The sequence below is a fragment of the Pseudochrobactrum albidum genome (assembly GCF_051851455.1).
In the GTDB taxonomy this organism is placed as follows: domain Bacteria; phylum Pseudomonadota; class Alphaproteobacteria; order Rhizobiales; family Rhizobiaceae; genus Pseudochrobactrum.
In genome coordinates this window covers 101,587-122,517 of record NZ_JBPVTR010000023.1, presented here as the reverse complement: position 1 = coordinate 122,517, position 20,931 = coordinate 101,587, and the positions used below count along the sequence as shown (strand labels likewise).

Below are 20,931 nucleotides of genomic sequence, written 5' to 3'. Positions count from 1 at the left end.
AGCCATAAAACCCGCCCTGTGCTGTTATATTATCCGGAAAAATCCGGATAATATCTATATAAAATAACACTAAAATGCCAATTTACGCTTCACGGAAGCGATAACCAACACCATAAAGCGTCTCAATCATTTCAAATTCATCGTCAACAGCCTTGAATTTTTTGCGCAGGCGCTTGATATGGCTGTCAATCGTGCGATCATCCACATAGACCTGTTCATCATAGGCTGCATCCATCAAGGCATCACGGCTTTTAACCACACCGGGGCGCTGTGCCAATGAATGCAAAATCAAAAATTCCGTTACCGTCAATGTTACAGGCTCACCCTTCCATGTGCAGGTGTGGCGCTCCTGATCCATTTCCAGCTGGCCGCGCTGCAATGATTTGGAGGGCTGCCCCGGATTTTTTAACGCGCCTTCGCGTGCTGCCACGCGGCGCAACACAGCCTTGACGCGCTCAACCAGCAATCGCTGGGAAAATGGCTTGGTAATAAAATCATCCGCACCCATTTTCAGGCCGAATAATTCGTCAATCTCATCATCCTTTGAGGTCAGAAAAATGACCGGAAGATCTGATTTCTGGCGCAGGCGGCGCAAAAGCTCCATTCCGTCCATACGCGGCATTTTAATATCAAAAATTGCAAGATTAGGTGGCCGGGCCATCAAACCGTCAAGCGCCGATGCGCCATCCGTATAAGTTTCGACCCGATAGCCTTCCGCCTCAAGAGCGATAGAAACAGAAGTCAGGATATTGCGGTCATCATCAACAAGCGCAATGGTCTGTGTTACCGGAACTTCCCGCATAAGGGCATTTCTCCTCAAGTATCAGCCAGGTCATTATCTATATCATGTCTTTTAAGCAGCACAAATTAAGTACAAAGTAAGGCAAAGGCACTTTTTTATAGGGTGATGCTGTTATTTACATATTCAAAATCGGTTTTCCATATGTGGATAGTCTGCGGAAAATTACCATCTAAACGATTTAAAAATTTTTTAAATTTTTTAAAACGATTAAAGATTTGAATTTTCCTTCTTAATCTGATTGGGACAATCTCTGAAGCGTATCTGGAAAATACGCGCTTAATTGCAACCTGTGAAAACTGCGAGAAGAGATTATGAAAGAGACTGGCATTCACAATGCGGCCGCTTCCATTGCAACAGCTGGTCTGAAAGACCTCGCTGCGGTTTATTATAATTTAGGACCGGCTCAGCTCTATGAGGAATCAATCCGCCGTGGTGAGTCAACACTGACTGCACAGGGCGCATTAATGGCCACGACCGGGCAGCATACCGGCCGCAGCCCTAAAGATAAATTTATTGTGCGCGATGCAACCACCGAAGACCAGATATGGTGGGACAATAACAAGCCGATGAGCCCTGAAAATTTTGCCAGGCTGCATGCCGATTTTATCGCGCATTGCAAGGGCAGGGAGCTTTTTGTTCAGGATCTGATCGGCGGTGCAGATAGCGCCCATAATCTCAAAGTACGTGTTATTACGGAATTTGCCTGGCACTCGCTGTTTATTCGTAATCTTTTGATTCGTCCGGAACTGGCTGCGCTGGAAAATTTCCTGCCGGAAATGACAATCATCGATCTGCCGTCTTTCCGTGCAGATCCTGAAAAATACGGCTGCCGTTCTGAAACCGTGATCGCTTGCGATCTGGTCAACAAGATCGTTCTTATTGGCGGTACTTCCTATGCCGGTGAAATGAAAAAATCGGTCTTTACCGCTCTTAATTATATTTTGCCTTCCAAAGGTATTATGCCAATGCATTGCTCGGCCAATGAGGGGCCGGAAGGTGATACAGCCATTTTCTTCGGCTTGTCGGGCACCGGCAAGACCACACTTTCTGCCGATCCGACCCGCACCCTGATCGGTGATGATGAACATGGCTGGAGCGAAAACGGCGTCTTCAATTTTGAAGGCGGCTGCTATGCCAAAACCATTCGTTTGTCTGCGGAAGCCGAACCGGAAATTTATGCCACAACCCAGCGTTTTGGCACGGTTCTGGAAAATGTGGTACTGGATGCCAATCGTAATCCTGATTTTAATGACGGTTCGCTGACTGAGAATACCCGCTGCGCCTATCCGCTGAATTTTATTCCGAATGCCAGTGCCACCGGCACTGCAAGGCAGCCTAAAAATGTGATCATGCTCACCGCTGATGCTTTTGGTGTTATGCCGCCGATTGCCCGTCTGACACCGGCACAGGCGATGTATCACTTCCTTTCCGGCTATACTGCCAAGGTTGCCGGCACAGAAAAAGGCGTGACGGAACCGGAAGCCACCTTCTCCACCTGTTTTGGTGCGCCGTTTATGCCGCGTCACCCTTCTGTTTATGGCGATCTTTTACGCAAGCTGATTGCAGAGCATAAAGTGGATTGCTGGCTGGTTAATACCGGCTGGACAGGTGGCGCCTATGGCACAGGCAGCCGTATGCCGATCAAGGCAACCCGCGCCCTGCTTGCAGCGGCACTTGACGGCTCGCTTAACAATGTTGCGTTCCGCACCGATCCGAATTTTGGTTTTGAAGTGCCGGTTGCGGTTCCCGGGGTCGATAGCAAGATTCTTGATCCGCGCTCTACCTGGGCCGATAAACAGGCCTATGACGCACAGGCGGCTAAACTTGCCGGCATGTTTATTACAAATTTTGAAAAATTTGAAAAACATGTGGATGCTGAAGTGCGTTCGGCAGCACCGTCTCTGGCAACTGCCGCTGAATAAAGCCGGCTATATTTTTAATTAAACGGCGCTGAAAAGCGCCGTTTTTATTTTCTGCTCTTCCGCTGATAAATATAAATTCGTTATAAAGAGCCATGACAGAGCAAAATAAACATCTCATCCGCATTACCGGCCGGATCAGCATTCATGAAAATTTGCTGGAAGAGAGTTTTATCCGCTCATCCGGCCCGGGCGGACAAAATGTCAATAAAGTATCAACCGCGGTGCAATTGCGCTTTGCGGCAAATCAGGCCGGTTTACCGGAAGATGTTTATGACAGGCTCATCAGCCTTGCCGGCCAGCGTGCCAGCAAGGACGGCACAATCATGATTGAGGCAAGCCGTTTTCGCACACAGGAAAAAAACCGCGAAGATGCCCGTAGCCGCCTCTTTGCGCTGATTGCCGAAGCAGCCAAACCGCCACCGCCGCCGCGCAAAAAGACCCGCCCGACCAAAGCTTCAATCGAGCGGCGCCTAAAGGCTAAATCCGGCCGTTCTGATGTTAAAAAAATGCGCCGGCGCGTCAGGGATGATTAAACCTGTTATTTTATACAAGAATCTTACCTTAAGCGGTTCGGTTAAAACAGAAATCGCCATGACCGCTCTAAGTATTTGTTTTACCGCATTATAGGCATGTAAAACCGTTGCACAGTTTTTCTGGAAATGCTCTAATCCATTTGTCTGTTTATACTTTCATTACGGATATGCCGGCGCAGAATTTATCGCTGATCTGTCCTATGATCTAAAACAAATTCTTCTTTCTGTTATGAAGCAACATTACAGCAGAAAGAAATGATAAAAGGAGATACGGAATGGGTATTTTTGATTTTGTGAAATCTGTCGGCACCAAACTCGGTTTCGGCGATAATGAGCCTAATGCGGAAGATTTGAAAAAAGAGCTGGATTCTCACAATCTCGGCACAGGAGATGTGAAGGTTACTGTAGAGGGCGACAAGGCTGTACTGACCGGCAATGTGAAAGATCAGTCTACATTTGAAAAAGCCATTATTGCGGTAGGTAATTCACTTGGCGTTTCCAAGGTGGAAGCATCCGAACTCACAGTTAATGGCGCTGCCGAAGGCGACACACCTGTATTTTATACAGTAAAAAAAGGCGACAATCTCTGGAAAATCGCCGAAGCCCATTATGGTAAAGGGCATGGTGATAAAAATCCGCTGATTTTTGAAGCTAATAAGCCAATGCTCACTTCACCGGATAAAATCTATCCGGGTCAGGTGCTGCGTATTCCGCCGCTGGCATAAAGTATAACACTCCCCTTGCGTGAAAACTTCATGCAGGGGGAGGTTCTTCAGATTTTGCGCAGTGCAACCTCTTCAATCATGTGATTATCCCCTTTGCGCAAAATTAAATCAGCGCGCGGGCGTGTCGGCAAAATATTCTCAAACAGATTTTTAAGATTGATATTCGTCCACAAACCTTCAGCTATCGATAATGCCGCCTCTTCCGACAATTGTGAATAACGGTGGAAGAAGCTCTGCGGATCACGAAAAGCCGTTTCACGCAATTTCATAAAACGGTTGATATACCATTTGTGGATCAGCACCGGATCGGCATCAATATAAATCGAAAAATCAAAAAAATCCGATACGAATGGCACAGCCTTGCCATCTGCGGGCAAATCACGCACCTGCAAAACATTAATACCTTCAAAAATGAGAATATCCGGCCGGTCAATCGTCACATATTCACCAGCCACCACATCATAAGTCAGATGCGAATAAACCGGAGCGCGCACATGGCTCATCCCTGCCTTTATTGAAGACAAAAAGCCGAGAATAGCGCCGCCATCATAGCTGTCCGGAAAACCTTTGCGCTCCATCCGCCCTTCAGCACGCAATACCGCGTTGGGATAGAGAAAACCGTCTGTGGTTACCAGTTCAACCTTAGGGCTGGATGGCCAGCGGCGCATCAATTCTTTCAAAATACGTGCCGTGGTTGATTTGCCAACCGCAACAGAACCGGCAATGCCGATAATAAACGGCGTTTTGACGGTATCGTCCTTCATAAGAAATTGTTTGCGCTGCCTGTATAAAGTTTGCAATGCTTCCACATGGGTTGAAAGCAGGCGCGACAAAGACAGGTAAATACGGCGCACCTCATCCAGATCAACCGGATCATTGAGTGAACGCAAACGCTTGACCTCATCCTGTGTCAGGGTCAAGGGCGTATCAGCACGAAATTCAGCCCATTCGGCTGCGGTAAAAACCTGATAAGGCGAATAATGCTTATTCTTGAAAAGATCCATGGAACACATTTCGATCTCTTTGTAAAAACCGGCGTTTAATCAGCTTATTGCGGTTTTCGTCCGGCTTTTTCTTCAAGACCGCTCTGTGCGGTGCGGCGCTCCAGCTCCTGCATCACAGACTGCAGGGAAACGCCTGCTATTTTCCACACGACCAAAAGATGATAAAGCAAATCCGCACTTTCAGAAATGACAGATTTTTCGTCTTTCATCATTGCAGCAATCACAGTTTCTACCGCCTCTTCGCCCAGTTTCTGGGCAGCCTTATGCTGACCTTTGGCAATTAATGCGGCTGTATAAGAAGAGCCGTCTGTGGCTGTGGCGCGCTTTGCAACAATCTGCTCAAGCTCGGCAAGGGTGAAATCTGTCATGCTGCACTCCCGTTTCAGTGCAATTTATGGAATGCGTGATTTAAAAGGCTGCCCTTGAGAATCTCACGCAATAAATAATAATGCTCTTTAAAACAAATGAGGGATGAAAAGCACCCCTCATGACAGAAAACAAGTTAATTTTACCAAAAAATCAAAGTTGTTTGTAAAATAGCCGTTTTAAACTATTTAATTTTGTGCATCCTCCAGCCGCACGGCAATACCGTGGCTTGCCATATATCGTTTGGCTTCCTCAATCGTATAGGTTCCGAAATGGAAAATTGAGGCTGCAAGAACCGCGCTGGCATGACCCTGCCTGACACCCGCAACCAAATCATCCAGCGAGCCAACACCGCCGGACGCAATCACCGGCACGCTTACAGCATCAGCCACTGCGCGCGTCAGCGCCAGATCATAGCCGGCCTTGGTACCATCACGATCCATTGATGTCAGAAGAATTTCGCCCGCGCCGAGATCAACCATTTTGCGCGCAAATTCAATCGCATCCAATCCGGTGGCATTGCGCCCGCCATGTGTAAAGATTTCCCAGCGTTCAGCCTCGCCGGCAGCTGATATTTTTTTGGCATCCACTGCAACAACAATGCATTGATTGCCAAATTTATCGGCCGCTTCAGCGATAAAATCAGGATTTTGCACAGCTGCCGTATTAATTGAGACTTTATCGGCACCGGCAAGCAAAAGCCTGCGAATATCAGCCACACTGCGCACACCGCCACCAACTGTCAGCGGCATGAAACATTGTTCGGCAGTTCGCGCAACCACATCAAAAATTGTTTCACGATTATCAGAAGATGCTGTGATATCAAGAAAACACAATTCATCCGCTCCGGCAGCATCATAGGCTTTTGCAGCTTCCACCGGATCACCGGCATCAATAAGGTCAACAAAATTGACGCCCTTTACCACCCTGCCGTCTTTAACATCCAGGCAGGGAATAATACGTGCTTTCAAAGTCATTGCGCACCCTCCTTTGCAGCACGTAAAAGCGCCAGCGCCTCAGCCGGATCAATACGGCCATCATAAAGCGCGCGGCCGGAAATCGCACCTTCCAGCTTGCGCGCATCAGGCTTTGTCATGCGATGAATATCATCCATAGAAGCCAGTCCGCCTGAAGCAATCACCGGAATGGAGACAGCCTCAGCCAGCGCCAGGGTTGAAGGCCAGTTTATGCCAGCAAGAATACCGTCACGGTCAATATCCGTATAGATAATGGCCGCAACCCCTGCCCCTTCAAATTTCTGCGCCAGTTCAATCACGCCAAGTTCTGAAGCCTCTGCCCAGCCCTCAACCGCAACCTTGCCGCCCTTGGCATCAATACCAACGGCCACCTTGCCCGGAAATTTTTTGCAGGCCTCAATCACCAATTGCGGATCACGCACCGCAACGGTGCCGAGAATAACGCGGGAAAGCCCCCTGGAAAGCCAGGCTTCAATATGTTCAAGCGTGCGGATGCCGCCGCCGAGCTGAACCGGATTTCCGGTTGCCCTGAGGATAGCCTCAACGGCTGCGCCATTGACGCTTTCTCCTGCAAAAGCGCCATTCAAATCAACCACATGAAGCCATTCAAAGCCCTGATCCTCAAAGGCTTTTGCCTGTGCTGCGGGATCAGTATTATAGACTGTAGACTGGTTCATATCGCCCAGTTTCAGACGCACACATTCACCGTCTTTCAGATCAATTGCCGGAAAAAGTATCATGGCTTCCACTTCAGGAAATTGGTAATCAGTTTAAGACCGAGGCGCTGGCTTTTTTCCGGATGGAACTGTGTGCCAACAATATTATCGCGTGCAATTGCCGCCGTCACAATCCCGCCATAGCTGGTGGTTGCCAGCAAGTCAGCACCATGTTTGACATCAAACATATAAGAATGGACAAAATAGGCGTGCAAACCATGTTCACCCGTCACAATATTTTTAAAAACCGGATGATCATGTTTCAGTTCAATCGTATTCCAGCCAATTTGCGGGATTTTCAAAGCCGGATCAGAAGGTTTCATCTCACGCACATCGCCTTCAACCCAGTTAAGGCCATCTGTCACGGTTTTTTCCAACCCGCGTGTTGAGAGTAATTGCATACCAACGCAAATACCCAGAAACGGCCTGCCCTTATGCAGCACACTATCTGCCAATGCATCAACCATACCCGGCACAGCATCCAGACCGCGGCGGCAATCAGCATAGGCGCCGACACCGGGCAAAACAATATGATCTGCCGTTAAAACCTTTTTTGCATCGTTGGTAACATCCACATGCGTGGCTTCGCCCGTTTCAAGTGCTGCATGTTCAAAGGCTTTGGCTACCGATTTAAGATTGCCGGAACCATAATCAATAATTGCGACACGCATGTCACGACCTTCCGCGATATTCAACCAGACCTATCATGTCTGCGGCAGCAGGATTGCCGCCTTCAGGCGCAGGAATTGAAACCGTGCTGCCCGCACCCGTTGCAACCCCTCCTTCGGGATCTGTGCGATCAACCACATGTGCAGCGCCGTAAAAATAGAGAATCTCCGCATCATAAAGGCTATCGGCATTGATCAGCGCCACTTCCTCATATCCCTTGCGCCTGAGTTTGGCGAGATACCAGTTACGCCCTTCAAGCGCAACAAACACAGATAATAAAAGCGATAAAACCGATAGCGCCAGAGCTGACGATATATACGCCCCCAATATATTGGCCAGCCCCCAGCTGATCAGGGCAATCATCAAAGCCTGCCACCATAAGCGATGCGCCAAAAGCCAGAAAAACGGCAAAATCAATGCAAAAACCGTAAATTCATCGCGCACAAAAACCGTATGATCGCCGGCACCATTTCTGCCGGCGCTCGCAGAAAAAGCAGGTTTAAGCTGAACTACATCAGTCGGTTCCAGAACGATATAGCTGGCCATTATCAGCCTTTCAGTGTGCCTTTTGTTGAAGGAATAGCATCCTTTTGCCGTGGATCGGTTTCAATCGCCATGCGCAATGCACGCGCTACAGCCTTGAAACAGGTTTCGGCAATATGATGATTATTAACACCGTAATGCATATTCACATGCAGGGTAATACCGGCATTTTGTGCCAAGGCCTGGAAAAATTCCCGCACCAGCTCAGTATCAAATGTGCCGATTTTTGGCGCATTAAACGCAACATTCCACACCAGAAACGGGCGGCCTGACACATCAAGTGCTGCGGAAGTCAGGGTTTCATCCATCGCCAGATCAACACTGGCATAGCGCATGATGCCGCGGCGCTCACCCAGAGCCTGCGCAACAGCCTTGCCAATCGCAATACCGGTATCTTCAACCGTATGATGATCATCAATATGTGTATCACCCTTGGTGGTGATTTTCATATCAATCAGCGAATGGCGGGAGAGCTGCTCCAGCATATGATCAAAAAAGCCGACACCGGTTGCAATATCAAACTGACCCGTACCATCCAGAGACAGCTGCACCTCAATGCTGGTTTCTTTGGTGCTGCGGCTGATTGTTGCTGTGCGCTGATTGCTCATAATGATAACCCAATCCTGTTCTTCTCCGCCCCTGTTGTAGAGCACATAGCAAAAACTGTGAAGCTGTTTTGAGGTAAGATATGTTTTAATTCAAAAAAGGCAGATGATTTGCAAATTCTCATAACTAAAATAAGAGGATCATATCCGGCTTTTGTAAAAGCCCTGATCACGGGAGATGCATCATTGTCCGTTGTAATTTGCGTATGAGAACATAAATACAGCAAATCAATTTGATGAATAGCAGTTAAGCGGAGTTGCGCGGATGATCGAACATAATCCGAATACAATTTACGGTACCACCATTGTCACCGTGCGCAAGGGCAATAAAGTGGTGATTGCCGGTGACGGGCAAGTATCCCTTGGCCAAACCATTATGAAGGGCAATGCCCGCAAAGTGCGCCGTATCGGCAAAGGCGGCAGCGTGATTACCGGTTTTGCAGGCGCCACTGCCGATGCTTTTACCCTGCTGGAACGGCTGGAGGCAAAACTGGAACAATATCCCGATCAATTAATGCGCGCCTCGGTTGAGCTGGCAAAAGACTGGCGCACAGACCGCTATTTGCGCAAACTTGAAGCCATGATGCTGGTGGCCGACAAAAATATTACGCTGGCCATTACCGGCCTTGGCGATGTTCTTGAACCGGAAAACGGCGTGATGGCAATCGGCTCCGGTGGTAATTATGCCTTGTCTGCCGCACGCGCGCTGATCGACACCGACCTTGATGCGGAAACCATTGCCCGCAAGGCAATGACTATTGCTTCGGAAATCTGTGTCTATACCAATAATAATTTCACAATCGAGAGCCTCGATTGCGCTTAAATATCCCCGTTTTAAATTTAAAAACTGGCTGTTTTTATAAAAACACCAATTAGCAGCATCATACTGCTGCCTTGTCTGATTAATCGGGCAACAGCAAAATGGATCTTGAAAAATATGACTACATTTTCCCCGCGCGAGATCGTTTCCGAGCTTGATCGTTATATTATCGGGCAGAATGCCGCCAAACGGGCCGTTGCCATTGCCTTGCGCAATCGCTGGCGCCGCCAGCAACTGGAAGGCACTATGCGTGAAGAGGTAATGCCCAAAAATATCCTGATGATCGGGCCTACAGGCGTTGGTAAAACCGAAATTTCCCGCCGTCTTGCAAAACTTGCCGGCGCTCCCTTCATCAAGGTTGAAGCCACAAAATTCACTGAAGTTGGCTATGTCGGCCGTGATGTGGAACAGATCATTCGCGATCTGGTTGAAATTGCTATTGGTCTGGTTCGTGAGAAAAAACGTGAAGACGTGAAGGCCAAAGCCCATATCAATGCAGAAGAACGTGTGCTGGATGCACTTGTTGGCAAAACAGCCAGCCCTGCCACGCGGGATAGTTTTCGCAAAAAACTGCGTGAAGGCGAACTGGATGACAAGGAAATTGAAATTGAAGTGGCTGATAACAGCTCCGGCATGCCAAGTTTTGAAATTCCCGGTATGCCTGGCGCCAATATCGGCATGATCAATTTAAGCGATATGCTGGGCAAGGCTATGGGCGGACGCACCAAGCCGCGTAAAACCACTGTCAAAGAATCCTACAGTCTTTTGATAAATGACGAATCCGACAAGCTGCTTGATCAGGATCAGGTAACACAGGAAGCACTGGAAGTTACCCAAAATGAGGGCATTGTTTTTCTTGATGAGATTGACAAGATTGCCGCGCGTGAAGGCGGCATGGGGGCAGGGGTATCCCGTGAGGGCGTGCAGCGCGATTTGCTGCCGCTTGTTGAGGGCACAACCGTTGCCACCAAATACGGACCGGTAAAAACAGATCATATCCTGTTTATCGCTTCGGGTGCATTTCATGTTTCCAAGCCATCTGACCTTTTGCCGGAACTGCAGGGCCGCCTGCCAATCCGCGTGGAGCTTAACGCACTGACACGGGAGGATTTCCGCTCAATTCTCACTGAGACCGAAGCCAGCCTGCTCAAACAATATGTGGCGCTGATGGCGACGGAAAATGTAACGCTGGAAATTACCGATGATGCAATTGATGCGCTGGCCGATATTGCTGTTGATCTTAATTCCAGCATAGAAAATATCGGTGCCCGCCGCCTGCAAACGGTAATGGAAAAAGTATTGGATGAAATATCATTCAATGCACCGGATAAAAGCGGCACGGTTTTCACGATTGATGCTGATTATGTGCGCAAGAATATAGGTGACCTTGCCAGGAATACAGATCTATCCAGATTTATTTTGTAAATGGCAGTGTGACATTCACACATCATTTATATTTTAGTTTAGAAAACCCTCTCGACTTGTGCGTGAGGGTTTCTTATTTTCCGCGCAATATGAAATGCATGATTTTCTGAAATGATTTGGTTTCAGAACAAATGCCTATGGAGAAAATTTATGAGTTTCGGCAATTATTTCAAGCAGATAGCAATAGCTGCCGGAACCGGTATTTTGGCTTTTACATTTCTTTCAGCCGCGCAGGCACTCACCATTGTGCCGCCGGGAAACCGCAATATCGAACAACCCCCCATTCCCGGTGCCTCTGCAAGGCGCACCAAAAAAATGCGCACGACATATGAAGCCAAATATCAGAAAATTTATGGTTTGTTAAAATCAGACCGCGCTTTGCGTGCCAAGATTAAATCTGTGGCTGCAGCCTATAATATTGATCCGGTTCATATTGCCGGCGCTATTATTGGCGAACACACATATAATGTTGATGCCTATGATCAATTGCAAACCTATTATGTAAAAGCCATTTCCTATGTGAGACAAGGCGTGAGCTTTAATTATAAAGGCCAATCTGTCAGCGACTTTGTCAAACGGCCGGAATTTGAAAAATGCTCAGGTTTAACTGATAGTTACAGCCTGTGGAATTGCCGCGAAAATATCTGGAACAGCCATTTTCGCGGTAAAAAAACCGGTGATATTTCCTATCCGGATAATCGTTTTGCGGCCGTTTTTTTTCAGCCCTTTTATGCTGGACAGACATTCGGCCTTGGTCAGATCAGCCCGCTGACAGCTTTGCAAATGTCAGATATGGTCAATCGTATATCCGGCCTGCCAAAACTCAGTGCTGATGACGGGGCACAGGTTTATAAAACCATCATGGATCCTGATCTGACGCTGCCATATATGGCGGCAACCATCAAACATTCCATCAATGCATATAAAAAATATGCGAATTTTGATATTTCAAACAATCCGGGCATTACCGCAACCCTCTATAATACAGGCGGGGCTGATACCCGCGCCCGTGCGCTCGCTGCAGCCAATGCCGGACGCAAGGATATAAAACTGCCGCAGGAAAATTATTATGGCTGGCTGGTCAATTCCAAAATAGAAGATTTACGATCGCTGTTTTGAAACAGTGAATGGTAAATTTCATCGCTGATTTTTGCGTTGTTTTTCTGCCTGCAACAACAAGGTGCTGATGGCTGCAATTGTGGAATTGTCCAGAGAGCGGATCTGACTGGCCAGAAGATTGGCAAGTTCTGTGGCCTCCGGCGACAGGCCTGACGTATCAATTGTAACACGCGGATGCGAAATCATTGCCAGTTTTTGCAACGCCTCCGCCTCATCCCAGATAATATTGAAATAGCCGATAATACGCTGCAGCAAATCCCATGTAGGCTGACCGCGCCGCCCATGCTCCAGAGCCGAAAGATAGGCCGCAGAAACACGTATGGCCTCAGCCATTTGTTTTTGGGTTACACCGCGCTCTTCGCGCAATTCCCGCAGACGCTGCCCGAATGGTGTCATTTCATAGACCGTTTAAAATAAAGCTGCCTATGGTTCTCGGCAAGTTTTTCAGCAGGGGTTTTACGCAAACGCACATAAAGCGCCCCCTGTCCGCCGTGATGGCGTGCAGCATCTTCATAGGCGCTGACATAAATGCGAAACAAGGGCGTTGAAAACCATTGCGGCACAGCCTGTTTCAGCACCCCTTCACTGCCGTAAGAGGCACCTTTGCCGGTAATAACCAGCACAAAGCGCAAGCCACGATGCCATGCATCGGCAAGAAAACTGTAAAGCAGGTCATGTGCCTCGCGCTGGCGCAAACCGTGAAGATCAATCCGTGCCTGAATTTCAACGCGCCCCCTGGCGATTTTACGGATTGTCGGCCGGTCAATATCATGCAGCGGATTAACAGGCTCAATCTGTTTTTGCCGTGTTTTAAGTGAAGTTTCTCCGATTCCCTGCGCAAGGGAAGCCCGAACCGGTTCTGTCCTGATCCGTTCGGGGCTATTGAGGCCATTTTCAATATCCCACAAATACAGATCATCAGTCATGATGCACGGTTTGTTTTCAGGGTGTAAAGGACGTGTACTGCGTGCCACCGCTTCCCAGAGAATCCGGTCCTCCTCTTTCAAAAAAAACCGGGGCTTTTCGGCAAGCTTTTTTGTTATAACAGCATGATGTTCCGGATTTTTAGGTATTTTCATGGTATTTTTATCCGAAACACGCTTATGCGCGTCATTTTTCCTGTCGTTTTTTATCATCAATGCCCTCCCAAAATATTACGGGGCAGACCCGAAATATTACGAGGAATGAGCATTATAAAATCAGCATTGTGCTTTATCCTTCCGGCAATTGCACCTGCAGCCTCACCGGAACCTAAAAACAGGTCACCGCGGGCAGGCCCGATAATTGCTGATCCGGTATCCTGCGCAATCATCAAATGCCGGAAAGCATGACCATTGTCGCTAAACTGATGCACATTTATGAAAAACGGCGTGCCAAAGCAATGAAATTTGCGATCCACCGCCAGAGAACGCCTTGCACTCAGCGCAACCTTGGCTGCCGCAACAGGGCCGGAGCAGGGGTCATCCGCCGGAGCCTCACGGAAAAATATATAAGAACGGTTTTGCCACAAAATCTCATCAACACGATCAGGATGCTGCGCCAGCCAATGTCTTATGCTTTGCATTGTCACTTGTGCGGCCTCAAGCTCGCCTTTTTCTATCAGCACATGTCCGGCTCCAGTAAATTCATGGCCAGATTTTGCCGCATAGGTCAACCGCATCTGGCTGCCATCAGCAAAATTAAGGCGTACAGCCCCCTGAACATGTGCAAAATAGGCATCGACCTTATCTGCGATATAGGCAATTTCCAGCCCTTTGCCTGCAAGTGCGCCCTGATCAATCTGGCTCCTGTCAAAATAACTGCAAATATGATTGCCAATCAAACGACCAAAAGCCGTGTTTTCTGGCAGATGCGCCGGACGGTTATTGGCATCAAGCTTGATAAGATCGGCAGGCTTGCGCAAAAAAGGCACTGTAAATTCAGCTGTTTTTACTCGTGAAGCCGTAATTTCCGGCTCATAGAAACCGGTTACAAAACCAGTTTTCCGATCACGGGGAAGAATTCTGACGGGTCGGAAAAAATGCTCAAAAAACTGACGGGCTATTTGCTTTTCAAGACGTTTTTGCGCTGACAAATGAAGTGCCTGCGCAAAAACAGGGCGCAATTCTTCAAATTTCGGGCCCAGAATTCCGCTCTTGTAATCATGATTTTGAGCATAGGCTGCAGATTTAAGAAATGCTGCCAAAGCAGCACTATGATCATCCTCATACCAGCCTTCACAATCACTGAAATCAACAGGCTCAAGGGAACAGTATGCAGCAGACAAATCTGACAAGATACTGTTCCTCCGGTCATTCAGAGCGGTTCAGCTTCATCACAGATGCTGAAAAAGCTCAGTCCTCAGCTTCCGTTGCAATCAGTTTCCAGTTCGGATCACGCACAGTGGTATTGCGGGCAAAGGTCCAGACATCACGAATTTCAGCAACTGTTTCCAGATCACCGTCAATAATATTGCCCTGTTTATCCTGGGTGGCAGATATCATTTCACTGACAATACGCACTGTTATCTGTGCATCTTTATCCTTCATATCCGCAGCAATGATTTTTGCCTGATTAATACCGATAAAGGTTGAATTTATTTTTTCACCACGGGTTTCACGCTGTTTGATTGCAGCATCAAAACCTTCATAAACATCTTTGGAAAGCAGGTTTTTCAATGTCTTGCGATCACCATGCGCATAAGAGAGCACGATCATCTCATAGGCCATTTTAGCGCCGTCGAGAAATTCTTTCGGATCAAAATTCAAATCATGGGCACGAATATTGCGCAAACCATTATTCAATTCAGAACCAACAGGTGCTGTCTCATCTATAGAAGTGAAATCAGGCGCCTGAATTTCAGCCTTGCGGCGCTGCGGCAAGGCAACAACATTATCCTTTTGCTGCGCTGCAACGGCAGCATCGCCCTCACGCGGGCTGTAGGGGTCGAAAGGCGGGCGCTCATTACCGGTACGTTTTCCCAAAACACTACGCAATTGCAGAAAAATAATCACTGCAACGATAAAGAAAAAAAATGTGCCAAAACTGAAAAAATTCATACCGCTCGCCAACCATCTCCGGAACTGTCTGCCGGACTTTACACCAGCTGCACCATGCTCAAATTATAAACAGCCTGAATATAACATAAAACAGGTTCATTTTAAAAAATATATAGTTCACTATGAACTGTCATTCAAATACCTGAAATGCATTCTTATCTTTAATTTATCAAATATCAGCATATGGCGTTTTGTACGGGGTTTCCGTTGCAACCGCTCTCCAATCAAAAGGTTAAGCACCCGTGATAAAAATGCTTGGTCCGATCAGCCTTCTCCTGTTTTTAGCCCTGCCATTTATTGAGATTGCCGGTTTTGTTATTGTTGGCCAGGAAATAGGTGTGCTGCCAACATTGGGACTGGTTATTTTAACTGCAATTCTGGGCTTTTCCTTATTGCGGCGGCAAGGGCTCAGCCTTCTCAATCAGATGAAAGCTGAAAGTGCTGCCGGACGCATGCCACAAAAAGAGATAATTCATGGAACTTTACTGATCTTTGCCGGAATTTTGCTGATTATTCCCGGATTTTTCACAGATATTATTGGCCTCTTATTATTCATTCCATTGATACGTGAGTGGATATGGAACCATATTTTGCGCAAGCGCATCATTATGACCGGTAATTTCAGAGGCAATCATAATGCCTATAACCGCCATTATTACAGTGAGGAAGAGGTTATTATTGATCTGGATCCCGAAGATTATTCCAGCTCTTCTGAAAAGGATAAAACAGGTAAAAACTCACCATGGATAAAAGATCAGCGCGATAATGATGCATAAACAACGAAATATGCCTGCATCTTATGCCAGTTATTGCCTGTAAAACACACATATGCTAGCCAAATGAAACATGTTTCAGAAAATGACAGGCAAATCAGTATTTTCTGAAATCAGACTGTTCAATTAACCCCATATATAGTTGTCAGCCTGTTTTGACATGAAAACCATATGGAGCCTGTTTGAATGTTAAACGACCCTGATATATTCGAGGTGGTTTAAACCTGGAATTGTACAGTTTTAAAAGTGATTCAGCACATTAAAAATGTGTTGCCATACTGTTCGACGGTCTGTCGATCATCTTAACAAAAAGGTATATGATAATGGCAGAAACGCCAAACGAAGCACAGAACGGTAGCGCACAGCAGCCATCACTCAATATTCTCGCTCAATATGTGAAAGATTTATCTTTTGAGAGCCCGGGAGCTCCGCTTTCACTGCGCCCGCGTGAAAAAGCTCCAAATATCAACATCAATGTCAATGTTAATGCCAATCCTATTGCCGAGGGCGACTTTGATGTTGTGCTGACACTGACCGCTCAGGCCGGTGAGGGCAAGGATGTGCTGTTTAACACCGAACTGGTATATGGCGGCGTATTCCGTATTCAGAATATCCCGCAGGAGCACATGCTGCCGATCCTGTTCATCGAATGTCCGCGCCTGCTGTTTCCCTTTGCGCGTCAGATCATTGCCGATGCAACACGCAATGGCGGTTTCCCGCCACTGATGATTGACCCGATTGATTTTGCCCAGATGTTCCAGCAGCGTATGGCTGAAGAACAGGCAAAGGCTCAGGTTAAAAACTGATTTTTTATTTTGTGTTGTCAAAAACCGCTATGTTGCAAGACATGGCGGTTTTTTTAATATAAAAAACTGCAATACTTTAATTTTAATTCAGATAGTGTTTCCAGATTGCCTTATCACCCATTTTGGCAACCAGTTTTTGATGCGCTTCAATATCAGATTGCGTCAGCCGCGGGGGCAGGAGCTGCGGGCGCGATTTCAAAATAATTTCAACATGCTGATCAGCATTATTTTTATTTTGTCCGGCTGTTTCAACACTCAGCCCCAAAGATGTCTGCCTGCCGCCGAGAAGCTCAATATAAACTTCGGCCAGCAATTCCGTATCCAGCAATGCACCATGAAGTTTACGATGCGCATTATCAACGCCGTAGCGTTTACAAAGCGCATCCAGCGTATTCGGCCCCATAGGATGCTTACGCCGCGCCAGAGCCAATGTATCAATCACAATATCCGTTGAAATTTGCGGCAGATTGATGCGCTCAAGCTCGGCATTCAAAAAACCAATATCGAACATCGCATTATGCGCCACCATTTTAGCGCCTTCGATAAAGGTAAGAAATTCATCGGCAATATCTGCAAATATTGGCTTATCCAGCAGGCTTTCATCGGTAATACCATGTACCGCCAAAGCATCCGGATGAACTTTTTTACCCTGCGGATTGATATAGACATGAAATGTTTTGCCGGTGATAAATTTATTCACCATTTCGATGCAGCCGATTTCAATCACGCGGTCTTCATTCTTATCAAGACCGGTGGTCTCCGTATCAAAAACAATCTCGCGCATAAGCATTATCCTGTCATCAATTATGCGGCGCTATTTTGCAATTTTCGCAAAATAGCGGCCACCTGTTGGCGGGCAAAATCCTTATCCTTGCCCGTATCAACAATAAAATCTGCTTTTGCCCGTTTTTCCGCATCGGGCAATTGCCGGGCAAGGATAGACTGAAATTTTTCTTCGGTCATATTATCGCGTGATAAAACACGCTGACGCTGAATTTCATAAGGCGCACTGACAACAAGTATTTTATCAACACGCTTTGTGCCGCCGGTTTCAAAAAGCAATGGAATATCAAGCACCACAACCGCAGCGCCATCTGCTTCAGCCTGTTGTAAAAATTGCTTTTCCTTTTCATGAACCAGAGGATGCACAATCGCCTCCAGCTGCTGAAGGCGTTGTGGCTGGTTTAACACCAGACCTGATAAGATTTTCCGATCAATACGGCCATCAATAACAGCTTCAGGAAAAGCCTTGGCAATGAGCGGCACTGCCTCTGACTGGTAAAGCTCATGAACCACGGCATCAGCATCATAAACCGGTATGCCGGCTTCAGCAAAAAGCTTTGCTGTGGTGGTTTTTCCCATACCGATAGAGCCTGTCAGTCCGATCCTGATCATATCATTCAAGCTTTCAGAATATCATCAAGAATGATGTTGCGCAGCTCCTCTGTCACATCCGGACGGATACCAAACCAGTGTTCAAACCCTGGTACAGCCTGATGCAGCAACATGCCAAGACCATCTGAACAACGCAATCCGGCTTCCCTTGCCTGGCGCAAAAATGGTGTTTCCAACGGAATATAAACAATATCCGTAGCAATTGTACCGGTTTTTGCCTCTGAAAAATCAAGAGGAAAAGCTTGCATATCTCCGTGACCACTCATGCCAAGAGAGGTTGTATTAATAATTATATCAGCGACACGAATAAGGTTTTGTGCCTGATTCCAGCCCGCAGCTGTTATTCTTGAACCAAAATGATCAGCCAGTGCTTTTGCCCGTTGTTCTGTGCGATTTACAATTATGATTTTTTCAAAACCGCGCATCAATAATGCATAGAGAATTGCACGGCTTGCACCGCCTGCTCCCAAAACCAAAGCTGTTTTTGCCTGATCCCAGCCCGCAATCTGTGCATCAAGATTGGCAGCAAAACCATAAGCATCTGTATTACTGCCATTAAGAATATTCTTATCATCCAGCCACAGCGTATTTACCGCGCCGATAGCCTTGGCAGCCTCATCATATTTAACACATAAAGCAAAGGCTGCCTCTTTATGCGGCAGTGTAACATTACCTCCGCGCAAGCCTTTTTCACCCAGTGTTTTAATAAAATACGGAAATTGTTCAGGGCTGTTTTCAATAGCCTTATAAGAGCCCTGCAAGCCATAATATTGCAGCCAGTAATTATGGATTAAAGGTGAGCGTGAATGTTTAATCGGAAAACCGGTTACAAAGGCATGTCTTACATCAGCCATCAATAATTCCCCTGGCGCGCAATTCTTTCAGCAATGGCAAGAGCGGCAAGCCAACAATTGTAAAATAATCACCATCGATTTTTTCAAAAAGCTGCACGCCTTCACCTTCAATCTGATAGGCACCTACACTGGAAAGCGCAATATCACCCACCCGTGCCAGATGACGGCCGATAAAGCCCGGTTCCAGTTGACGCATTGTCATATGCGCCACAGAAATATGACGCCATAAAGTCTGCCCGTTCTGTACTAAAACAACAGCACTGTTCAGCTGATGGGTTTTTCCCGAAAGTGCCAGTAAATGACGCCGTGCGCCATCCATATTTTCAGGCTTATGAAAAATTTCATTCCCCAGTGATAAGGTCTGATCACAACCAATAATCAGGGAATGAGAAAAGCGTTCGCTTACTTCTTCAGCTTTGGCTTCAGCAAGGATCAATGCCACATCTTCCGGTGTTGCACCAGTTTCATAAAGCGGTGCTTCAACGGCACGTTCATCAATATGTGCTTTTTGTGAAGTAAACTGAATACCGGCATTTTTTAAAAGCGCCGCCCGAAACGGGCTTTGTGAAGCAAGAATTAAAGGCAGCGTCATCTTAAAAACTCCGGTAAATATCTATTTTGCGCATTATACTGTTTATTTGTATAATAATACTGTTTGTCAAAACTGATAAGCAGGAAAAATCCCGGTTAAAACATTCGTCAATCTTCCGGCCGGATACGCGGGCGCAAAGCTAAAATAGCTGCAGCAGTCTCTTCAATCGAGCGCCGTGTCACATCAATCAGCGGCCAGTTATTACGCTCACAAATATTGCGTGCATAGGCAAGTTCCTGTGCAATATTAATACGATCCGTATAGCTTGCCATATCGACGCCCGGTGATGTTCCAAGCATTCTGTTTTGCCGGATATGAGAAATACGCTCGGCGCTGGCTATCAAACCTACAATCAGCGGTTTTTTAACATGATATAAAACTTCCGGCAGGGGGATACCTAATACAAGCGGAATATTGGCGGTTTTAATACCACGATTGGCAAGATAAATACTCGTCGGGGTTTTGGACGTGCGGGAAATACCAATAAGAATAATATCCGCTTCTTCAAGATCTGCCGGCAATTGGCCGTCATCATGCTCCATGGTAAAATTCAGGGCATCAATCCGGCGAAAATAATCGGCATTGAGCACATGCTGCGCGCTGGCACGCCGATGAGCAGGCGCTCCAAGATATGACTGAAATGTTGCCAATACCGGTTCCAGCACAGAAACACTCGGAATTCCCATTCGTGCACAGGCTTCATCAATTTTTGCAGCCAGTTTCTGATCAACCACAGTGTAGAGAACAATACCAGGCTCGGCATCAATATTACCAAGAACCTTTGCCAGCTGTTTTTCCGTGCGGATCAGCGGATACATATGCTCAATTGCCCGCGCATGGCTGTATTGGGCAGCCGCTGCCCGGCCTGCCGCAAGGAGAGTCTCTCCGGTTGCATCAGAAATCAGATGAAGATGGAAGTAGGAAAGAGTTTTTGTCACAAATTTCTCATATCCCTGTTGATCATTGTGCGTAAAAATAACCGGCTCACGGACAACTTTTTTCCCTGTTGACTAAAACAGGATTCATCCACAATGCGCCTGCCTGTATATTTGTGACCATAAAGGCTGTGTGTAACAGGAGCAATTCAAACTTATATAAAAATCATTCAATGGTTTTCCACAGAATGATACATCGGAAAATTTATTTAAATATATATTTTAATTGAATAATTTTTAGTCGCATTGCTTTTTCCCACTTGATAGGCATTTTATCCACATCGCTTGGTTTATATGATCCGCCTGTGGAAA

General features: G+C 46.8%; 25 protein-coding genes. 8 read left to right on the top strand and 17 right to left on the bottom strand.

The features are described 5' to 3' along the window. Positions 1 to 82 precede the first annotated feature (82 nt). Positions 83 to 802: a response regulator transcription factor gene (locus ACSTTO_RS09700; protein ID WP_439272999.1), complete on the bottom strand. Its 720-nt coding sequence runs from the start codon at positions 800 to 802 to the stop codon at positions 83 to 85. 311 nt (positions 803 to 1,113) lie between these two features. Between ACSTTO_RS09700 and ACSTTO_RS09695 the strand changes: the two genes are divergently transcribed. The 3 genes from ACSTTO_RS09695 to lysM all read left to right on the top strand — a co-directional run bounded on the left by ACSTTO_RS09695 (position 1,114) and on the right by lysM (position 3,982). After that, positions 1,114 to 2,724: a phosphoenolpyruvate carboxykinase gene (locus ACSTTO_RS09695; protein WP_439272998.1), complete on the top strand. Its 1,611-nt coding sequence runs from the start codon at positions 1,114 to 1,116 to the stop codon at positions 2,722 to 2,724. A 92-nt stretch (positions 2,725 to 2,816) separates the two neighbouring features. Beyond that, on the top strand, positions 2,817 to 3,257 hold the full coding sequence (gene arfB, locus ACSTTO_RS09690; RefSeq protein WP_439272997.1) for an alternative ribosome rescue aminoacyl-tRNA hydrolase ArfB: 441 nt from the start codon (positions 2,817 to 2,819) through the stop codon (positions 3,255 to 3,257). Positions 3,258 to 3,532: 275 nt separating this feature from the next. Further along, the gene (gene lysM / locus ACSTTO_RS09685; protein WP_439272996.1) at positions 3,533 to 3,982 is read left to right on the top strand and encodes a peptidoglycan-binding protein LysM; all 450 of its coding nucleotides are present in this window, start codon (positions 3,533 to 3,535) and stop codon (positions 3,980 to 3,982) included. Positions 3,983 to 4,029: 47 nt separating this feature from the next. On the opposite strand, the gene coaA is transcribed toward lysM, so the two are convergent. The 7 genes from coaA to hisB form a co-directional block, all read right to left on the bottom strand. Beyond that, a complete protein-coding gene (gene coaA, locus ACSTTO_RS09680; RefSeq protein ID WP_439272995.1) occupies positions 4,030 to 4,995 on the bottom strand; it encodes a type I pantothenate kinase in 966 nt (321 codons plus the stop codon). A 35-nt stretch (positions 4,996 to 5,030) separates the two neighbouring features. Then, positions 5,031 to 5,354 (bottom strand): phosphoribosyl-ATP diphosphatase, encoded by a 324-nt coding sequence (locus ACSTTO_RS09675; protein WP_439272994.1) that lies wholly within the window; start codon positions 5,352 to 5,354, stop codon positions 5,031 to 5,033. A gap of 186 nt (positions 5,355 to 5,540) precedes the next feature. After that, complete coding sequence (hisF, locus tag ACSTTO_RS09670) at positions 5,541 to 6,329, bottom strand: imidazole glycerol phosphate synthase subunit HisF (protein ID WP_439272993.1); 789 nt, start codon at positions 6,327 to 6,329, stop codon at positions 5,541 to 5,543. Then, a complete protein-coding gene (gene hisA / locus ACSTTO_RS09665; protein WP_439272992.1) occupies positions 6,326 to 7,069 on the bottom strand; it encodes a 1-(5-phosphoribosyl)-5-[(5-phosphoribosylamino)methylideneamino]imidazole-4-carboxamide isomerase in 744 nt (247 codons plus the stop codon). Before hisA ends, hisF begins: the two co-directional genes overlap by 4 nt. Next, entirely contained in the window at positions 7,066 to 7,716 is a 651-nt protein-coding gene (gene hisH, locus ACSTTO_RS09660) for an imidazole glycerol phosphate synthase subunit HisH (protein WP_439272991.1), read from the bottom strand. Before hisH ends, hisA begins: the two co-directional genes overlap by 4 nt. Position 7,717: 1 nt before the next feature. After that, positions 7,718 to 8,260 carry a DUF2628 domain-containing protein gene (locus ACSTTO_RS09655; protein ID WP_439272990.1) on the bottom strand — a complete coding sequence of 181 codons (543 nt, stop codon included), beginning with the start codon at positions 8,258 to 8,260 and terminating at the stop codon, positions 7,718 to 7,720. Between the two features lie 2 nt (positions 8,261 to 8,262). Further along, entirely contained in the window at positions 8,263 to 8,865 is a 603-nt protein-coding gene (hisB, locus tag ACSTTO_RS09650) for an imidazoleglycerol-phosphate dehydratase HisB (protein ID WP_439272989.1), read from the bottom strand. Between the two features lie 262 nt (positions 8,866 to 9,127). On the opposite strand from hisB, the gene hslV reads away from it, so the two are divergent. The 3 genes from hslV to ACSTTO_RS09635 all read left to right on the top strand — a co-directional run bounded on the left by hslV (position 9,128) and on the right by ACSTTO_RS09635 (position 12,226). Then, a complete protein-coding gene (gene hslV, locus ACSTTO_RS09645) occupies positions 9,128 to 9,685 on the top strand; it encodes an ATP-dependent protease subunit HslV (RefSeq protein WP_439272988.1) in 558 nt (185 codons plus the stop codon). Positions 9,686 to 9,799: 114 nt separating this feature from the next. Next, a complete protein-coding gene (gene hslU, locus ACSTTO_RS09640; protein WP_439272987.1) occupies positions 9,800 to 11,107 on the top strand; it encodes an ATP-dependent protease ATPase subunit HslU in 1,308 nt (435 codons plus the stop codon). A gap of 150 nt (positions 11,108 to 11,257) precedes the next feature. Then, positions 11,258 to 12,226, top strand: a complete 969-nt coding sequence (locus ACSTTO_RS09635) for a DUF1402 family protein (protein WP_439272986.1) — start codon at positions 11,258 to 11,260, stop codon at positions 12,224 to 12,226. Between the two features lie 18 nt (positions 12,227 to 12,244). Here ACSTTO_RS09635 and ACSTTO_RS09630 read toward each other — a convergent pair whose 3' ends face one another. From ACSTTO_RS09630 to ACSTTO_RS09615, 4 genes are all read right to left on the bottom strand, one after another. Next, entirely contained in the window at positions 12,245 to 12,622 is a 378-nt protein-coding gene (locus tag ACSTTO_RS09630) for a helix-turn-helix domain-containing protein (RefSeq protein ID WP_439272985.1), read from the bottom strand. After that, positions 12,619 to 13,152 (bottom strand): Smr/MutS family protein, encoded by a 534-nt coding sequence (locus ACSTTO_RS09625; protein WP_439272984.1) that lies wholly within the window; start codon positions 13,150 to 13,152, stop codon positions 12,619 to 12,621. Before ACSTTO_RS09625 ends, ACSTTO_RS09630 begins: the two co-directional genes overlap by 4 nt. A gap of 209 nt (positions 13,153 to 13,361) precedes the next feature. After that, on the bottom strand, positions 13,362 to 14,501 hold the full coding sequence (gene mltA, locus ACSTTO_RS09620; RefSeq protein WP_439272983.1) for a murein transglycosylase A: 1,140 nt from the start codon (positions 14,499 to 14,501) through the stop codon (positions 13,362 to 13,364). 58 nt (positions 14,502 to 14,559) lie between these two features. Further along, complete coding sequence (locus ACSTTO_RS09615; RefSeq protein WP_439272982.1) at positions 14,560 to 15,264, bottom strand: Tim44/TimA family putative adaptor protein; 705 nt, start codon at positions 15,262 to 15,264, stop codon at positions 14,560 to 14,562. Positions 15,265 to 15,515: 251 nt separating this feature from the next. On the opposite strand from ACSTTO_RS09615, the gene ACSTTO_RS09610 reads away from it, so the two are divergent. Together ACSTTO_RS09610 and secB are read left to right on the top strand one after the other, a co-directional pair. Further along, positions 15,516 to 16,040, top strand: coding sequence for an FxsA family protein (locus ACSTTO_RS09610; protein WP_439273258.1), 525 nt, complete (start codon positions 15,516 to 15,518; stop codon positions 16,038 to 16,040). Positions 16,041 to 16,354: 314 nt separating this feature from the next. After that, the gene (gene secB / locus ACSTTO_RS09605; RefSeq protein WP_439272981.1) at positions 16,355 to 16,843 is read left to right on the top strand and encodes a protein-export chaperone SecB; all 489 of its coding nucleotides are present in this window, start codon (positions 16,355 to 16,357) and stop codon (positions 16,841 to 16,843) included. An 82-nt stretch (positions 16,844 to 16,925) separates the two neighbouring features. Here secB and dnaQ read toward each other — a convergent pair whose 3' ends face one another. The 5 genes from dnaQ to ACSTTO_RS09580 form a co-directional block, all read right to left on the bottom strand. After that, positions 16,926 to 17,627, bottom strand: coding sequence for a DNA polymerase III subunit epsilon (gene dnaQ / locus ACSTTO_RS09600; RefSeq protein ID WP_439272980.1), 702 nt, complete (start codon positions 17,625 to 17,627; stop codon positions 16,926 to 16,928). Between the two features lie 20 nt (positions 17,628 to 17,647). After that, complete coding sequence (gene coaE, locus ACSTTO_RS09595) at positions 17,648 to 18,238, bottom strand: dephospho-CoA kinase (RefSeq protein WP_439272979.1); 591 nt, start codon at positions 18,236 to 18,238, stop codon at positions 17,648 to 17,650. 5 nt (positions 18,239 to 18,243) lie between these two features. Continuing rightward, complete coding sequence (locus tag ACSTTO_RS09590; RefSeq protein WP_439272978.1) at positions 18,244 to 19,092, bottom strand: shikimate dehydrogenase; 849 nt, start codon at positions 19,090 to 19,092, stop codon at positions 18,244 to 18,246. Beyond that, complete coding sequence (locus ACSTTO_RS09585; RefSeq protein ID WP_439272977.1) at positions 19,085 to 19,684, bottom strand: Maf-like protein; 600 nt, start codon at positions 19,682 to 19,684, stop codon at positions 19,085 to 19,087. Before ACSTTO_RS09585 ends, ACSTTO_RS09590 begins: the two co-directional genes overlap by 8 nt. A 107-nt stretch (positions 19,685 to 19,791) precedes the next feature. After that, entirely contained in the window at positions 19,792 to 20,622 is an 831-nt protein-coding gene (locus tag ACSTTO_RS09580) for a pyruvate, water dikinase regulatory protein (protein ID WP_439272975.1), read from the bottom strand. Positions 20,623 to 20,931 lie beyond the last annotated feature (309 nt).

Excerpts from the sequence above, each read along its gene's own strand:
- ACSTTO_RS09700 (WP_439272999.1), bottom strand. The coding sequence starts at position 802 with ATGCGGGAAGTTCCGGTAACACAGACCATTGCGCTTGTTGATGATGAC.
- ACSTTO_RS09695 (WP_439272998.1), top strand. The coding sequence starts at position 1,114 with ATGAAAGAGACTGGCATTCACAATGCGGCCGCTTCCATTGCAACAGCT.
- arfB (WP_439272997.1), top strand. The coding sequence starts at position 2,817 with ATGACAGAGCAAAATAAACATCTCATCCGCATTACCGGCCGGATCAGC.
- lysM (WP_439272996.1), top strand. The coding sequence starts at position 3,533 with ATGGGTATTTTTGATTTTGTGAAATCTGTCGGCACCAAACTCGGTTTC.
- coaA (WP_439272995.1), bottom strand. The coding sequence starts at position 4,995 with ATGTGTTCCATGGATCTTTTCAAGAATAAGCATTATTCGCCTTATCAG.
- ACSTTO_RS09675 (WP_439272994.1), bottom strand. The coding sequence starts at position 5,354 with ATGACAGATTTCACCCTTGCCGAGCTTGAGCAGATTGTTGCAAAGCGC.
- hisF (WP_439272993.1), bottom strand. The coding sequence starts at position 6,329 with ATGACTTTGAAAGCACGTATTATTCCCTGCCTGGATGTTAAAGACGGC.
- hisA (WP_439272992.1), bottom strand. The coding sequence starts at position 7,069 with ATGATACTTTTTCCGGCAATTGATCTGAAAGACGGTGAATGTGTGCGT.
- hisH (WP_439272991.1), bottom strand. The coding sequence starts at position 7,716 with ATGCGTGTCGCAATTATTGATTATGGTTCCGGCAATCTTAAATCGGTA.
- ACSTTO_RS09655 (WP_439272990.1), bottom strand. The coding sequence starts at position 8,260 with ATGGCCAGCTATATCGTTCTGGAACCGACTGATGTAGTTCAGCTTAAA.
- hisB (WP_439272989.1), bottom strand. The coding sequence starts at position 8,865 with ATGAGCAATCAGCGCACAGCAACAATCAGCCGCAGCACCAAAGAAACC.
- hslV (WP_439272988.1), top strand. The coding sequence starts at position 9,128 with ATGATCGAACATAATCCGAATACAATTTACGGTACCACCATTGTCACC.
- hslU (WP_439272987.1), top strand. The coding sequence starts at position 9,800 with ATGACTACATTTTCCCCGCGCGAGATCGTTTCCGAGCTTGATCGTTAT.
- ACSTTO_RS09635 (WP_439272986.1), top strand. The coding sequence starts at position 11,258 with ATGAGTTTCGGCAATTATTTCAAGCAGATAGCAATAGCTGCCGGAACC.
- ACSTTO_RS09630 (WP_439272985.1), bottom strand. The coding sequence starts at position 12,622 with ATGACACCATTCGGGCAGCGTCTGCGGGAATTGCGCGAAGAGCGCGGT.
- ACSTTO_RS09625 (WP_439272984.1), bottom strand. The coding sequence starts at position 13,152 with ATGACTGATGATCTGTATTTGTGGGATATTGAAAATGGCCTCAATAGC.
- ACSTTO_RS09615 (WP_439272982.1), bottom strand. The coding sequence starts at position 15,264 with ATGAATTTTTTCAGTTTTGGCACATTTTTTTTCTTTATCGTTGCAGTG.
- ACSTTO_RS09610 (WP_439273258.1), top strand. The coding sequence starts at position 15,516 with ATGCTTGGTCCGATCAGCCTTCTCCTGTTTTTAGCCCTGCCATTTATT.
- secB (WP_439272981.1), top strand. The coding sequence starts at position 16,355 with ATGATAATGGCAGAAACGCCAAACGAAGCACAGAACGGTAGCGCACAG.
- dnaQ (WP_439272980.1), bottom strand. The coding sequence starts at position 17,627 with ATGCGCGAGATTGTTTTTGATACGGAGACCACCGGTCTTGATAAGAAT.
- coaE (WP_439272979.1), bottom strand. The coding sequence starts at position 18,238 with ATGATCAGGATCGGACTGACAGGCTCTATCGGTATGGGAAAAACCACC.
- ACSTTO_RS09590 (WP_439272978.1), bottom strand. The coding sequence starts at position 19,092 with ATGGCTGATGTAAGACATGCCTTTGTAACCGGTTTTCCGATTAAACAT.
- ACSTTO_RS09585 (WP_439272977.1), bottom strand. The coding sequence starts at position 19,684 with ATGACGCTGCCTTTAATTCTTGCTTCACAAAGCCCGTTTCGGGCGGCG.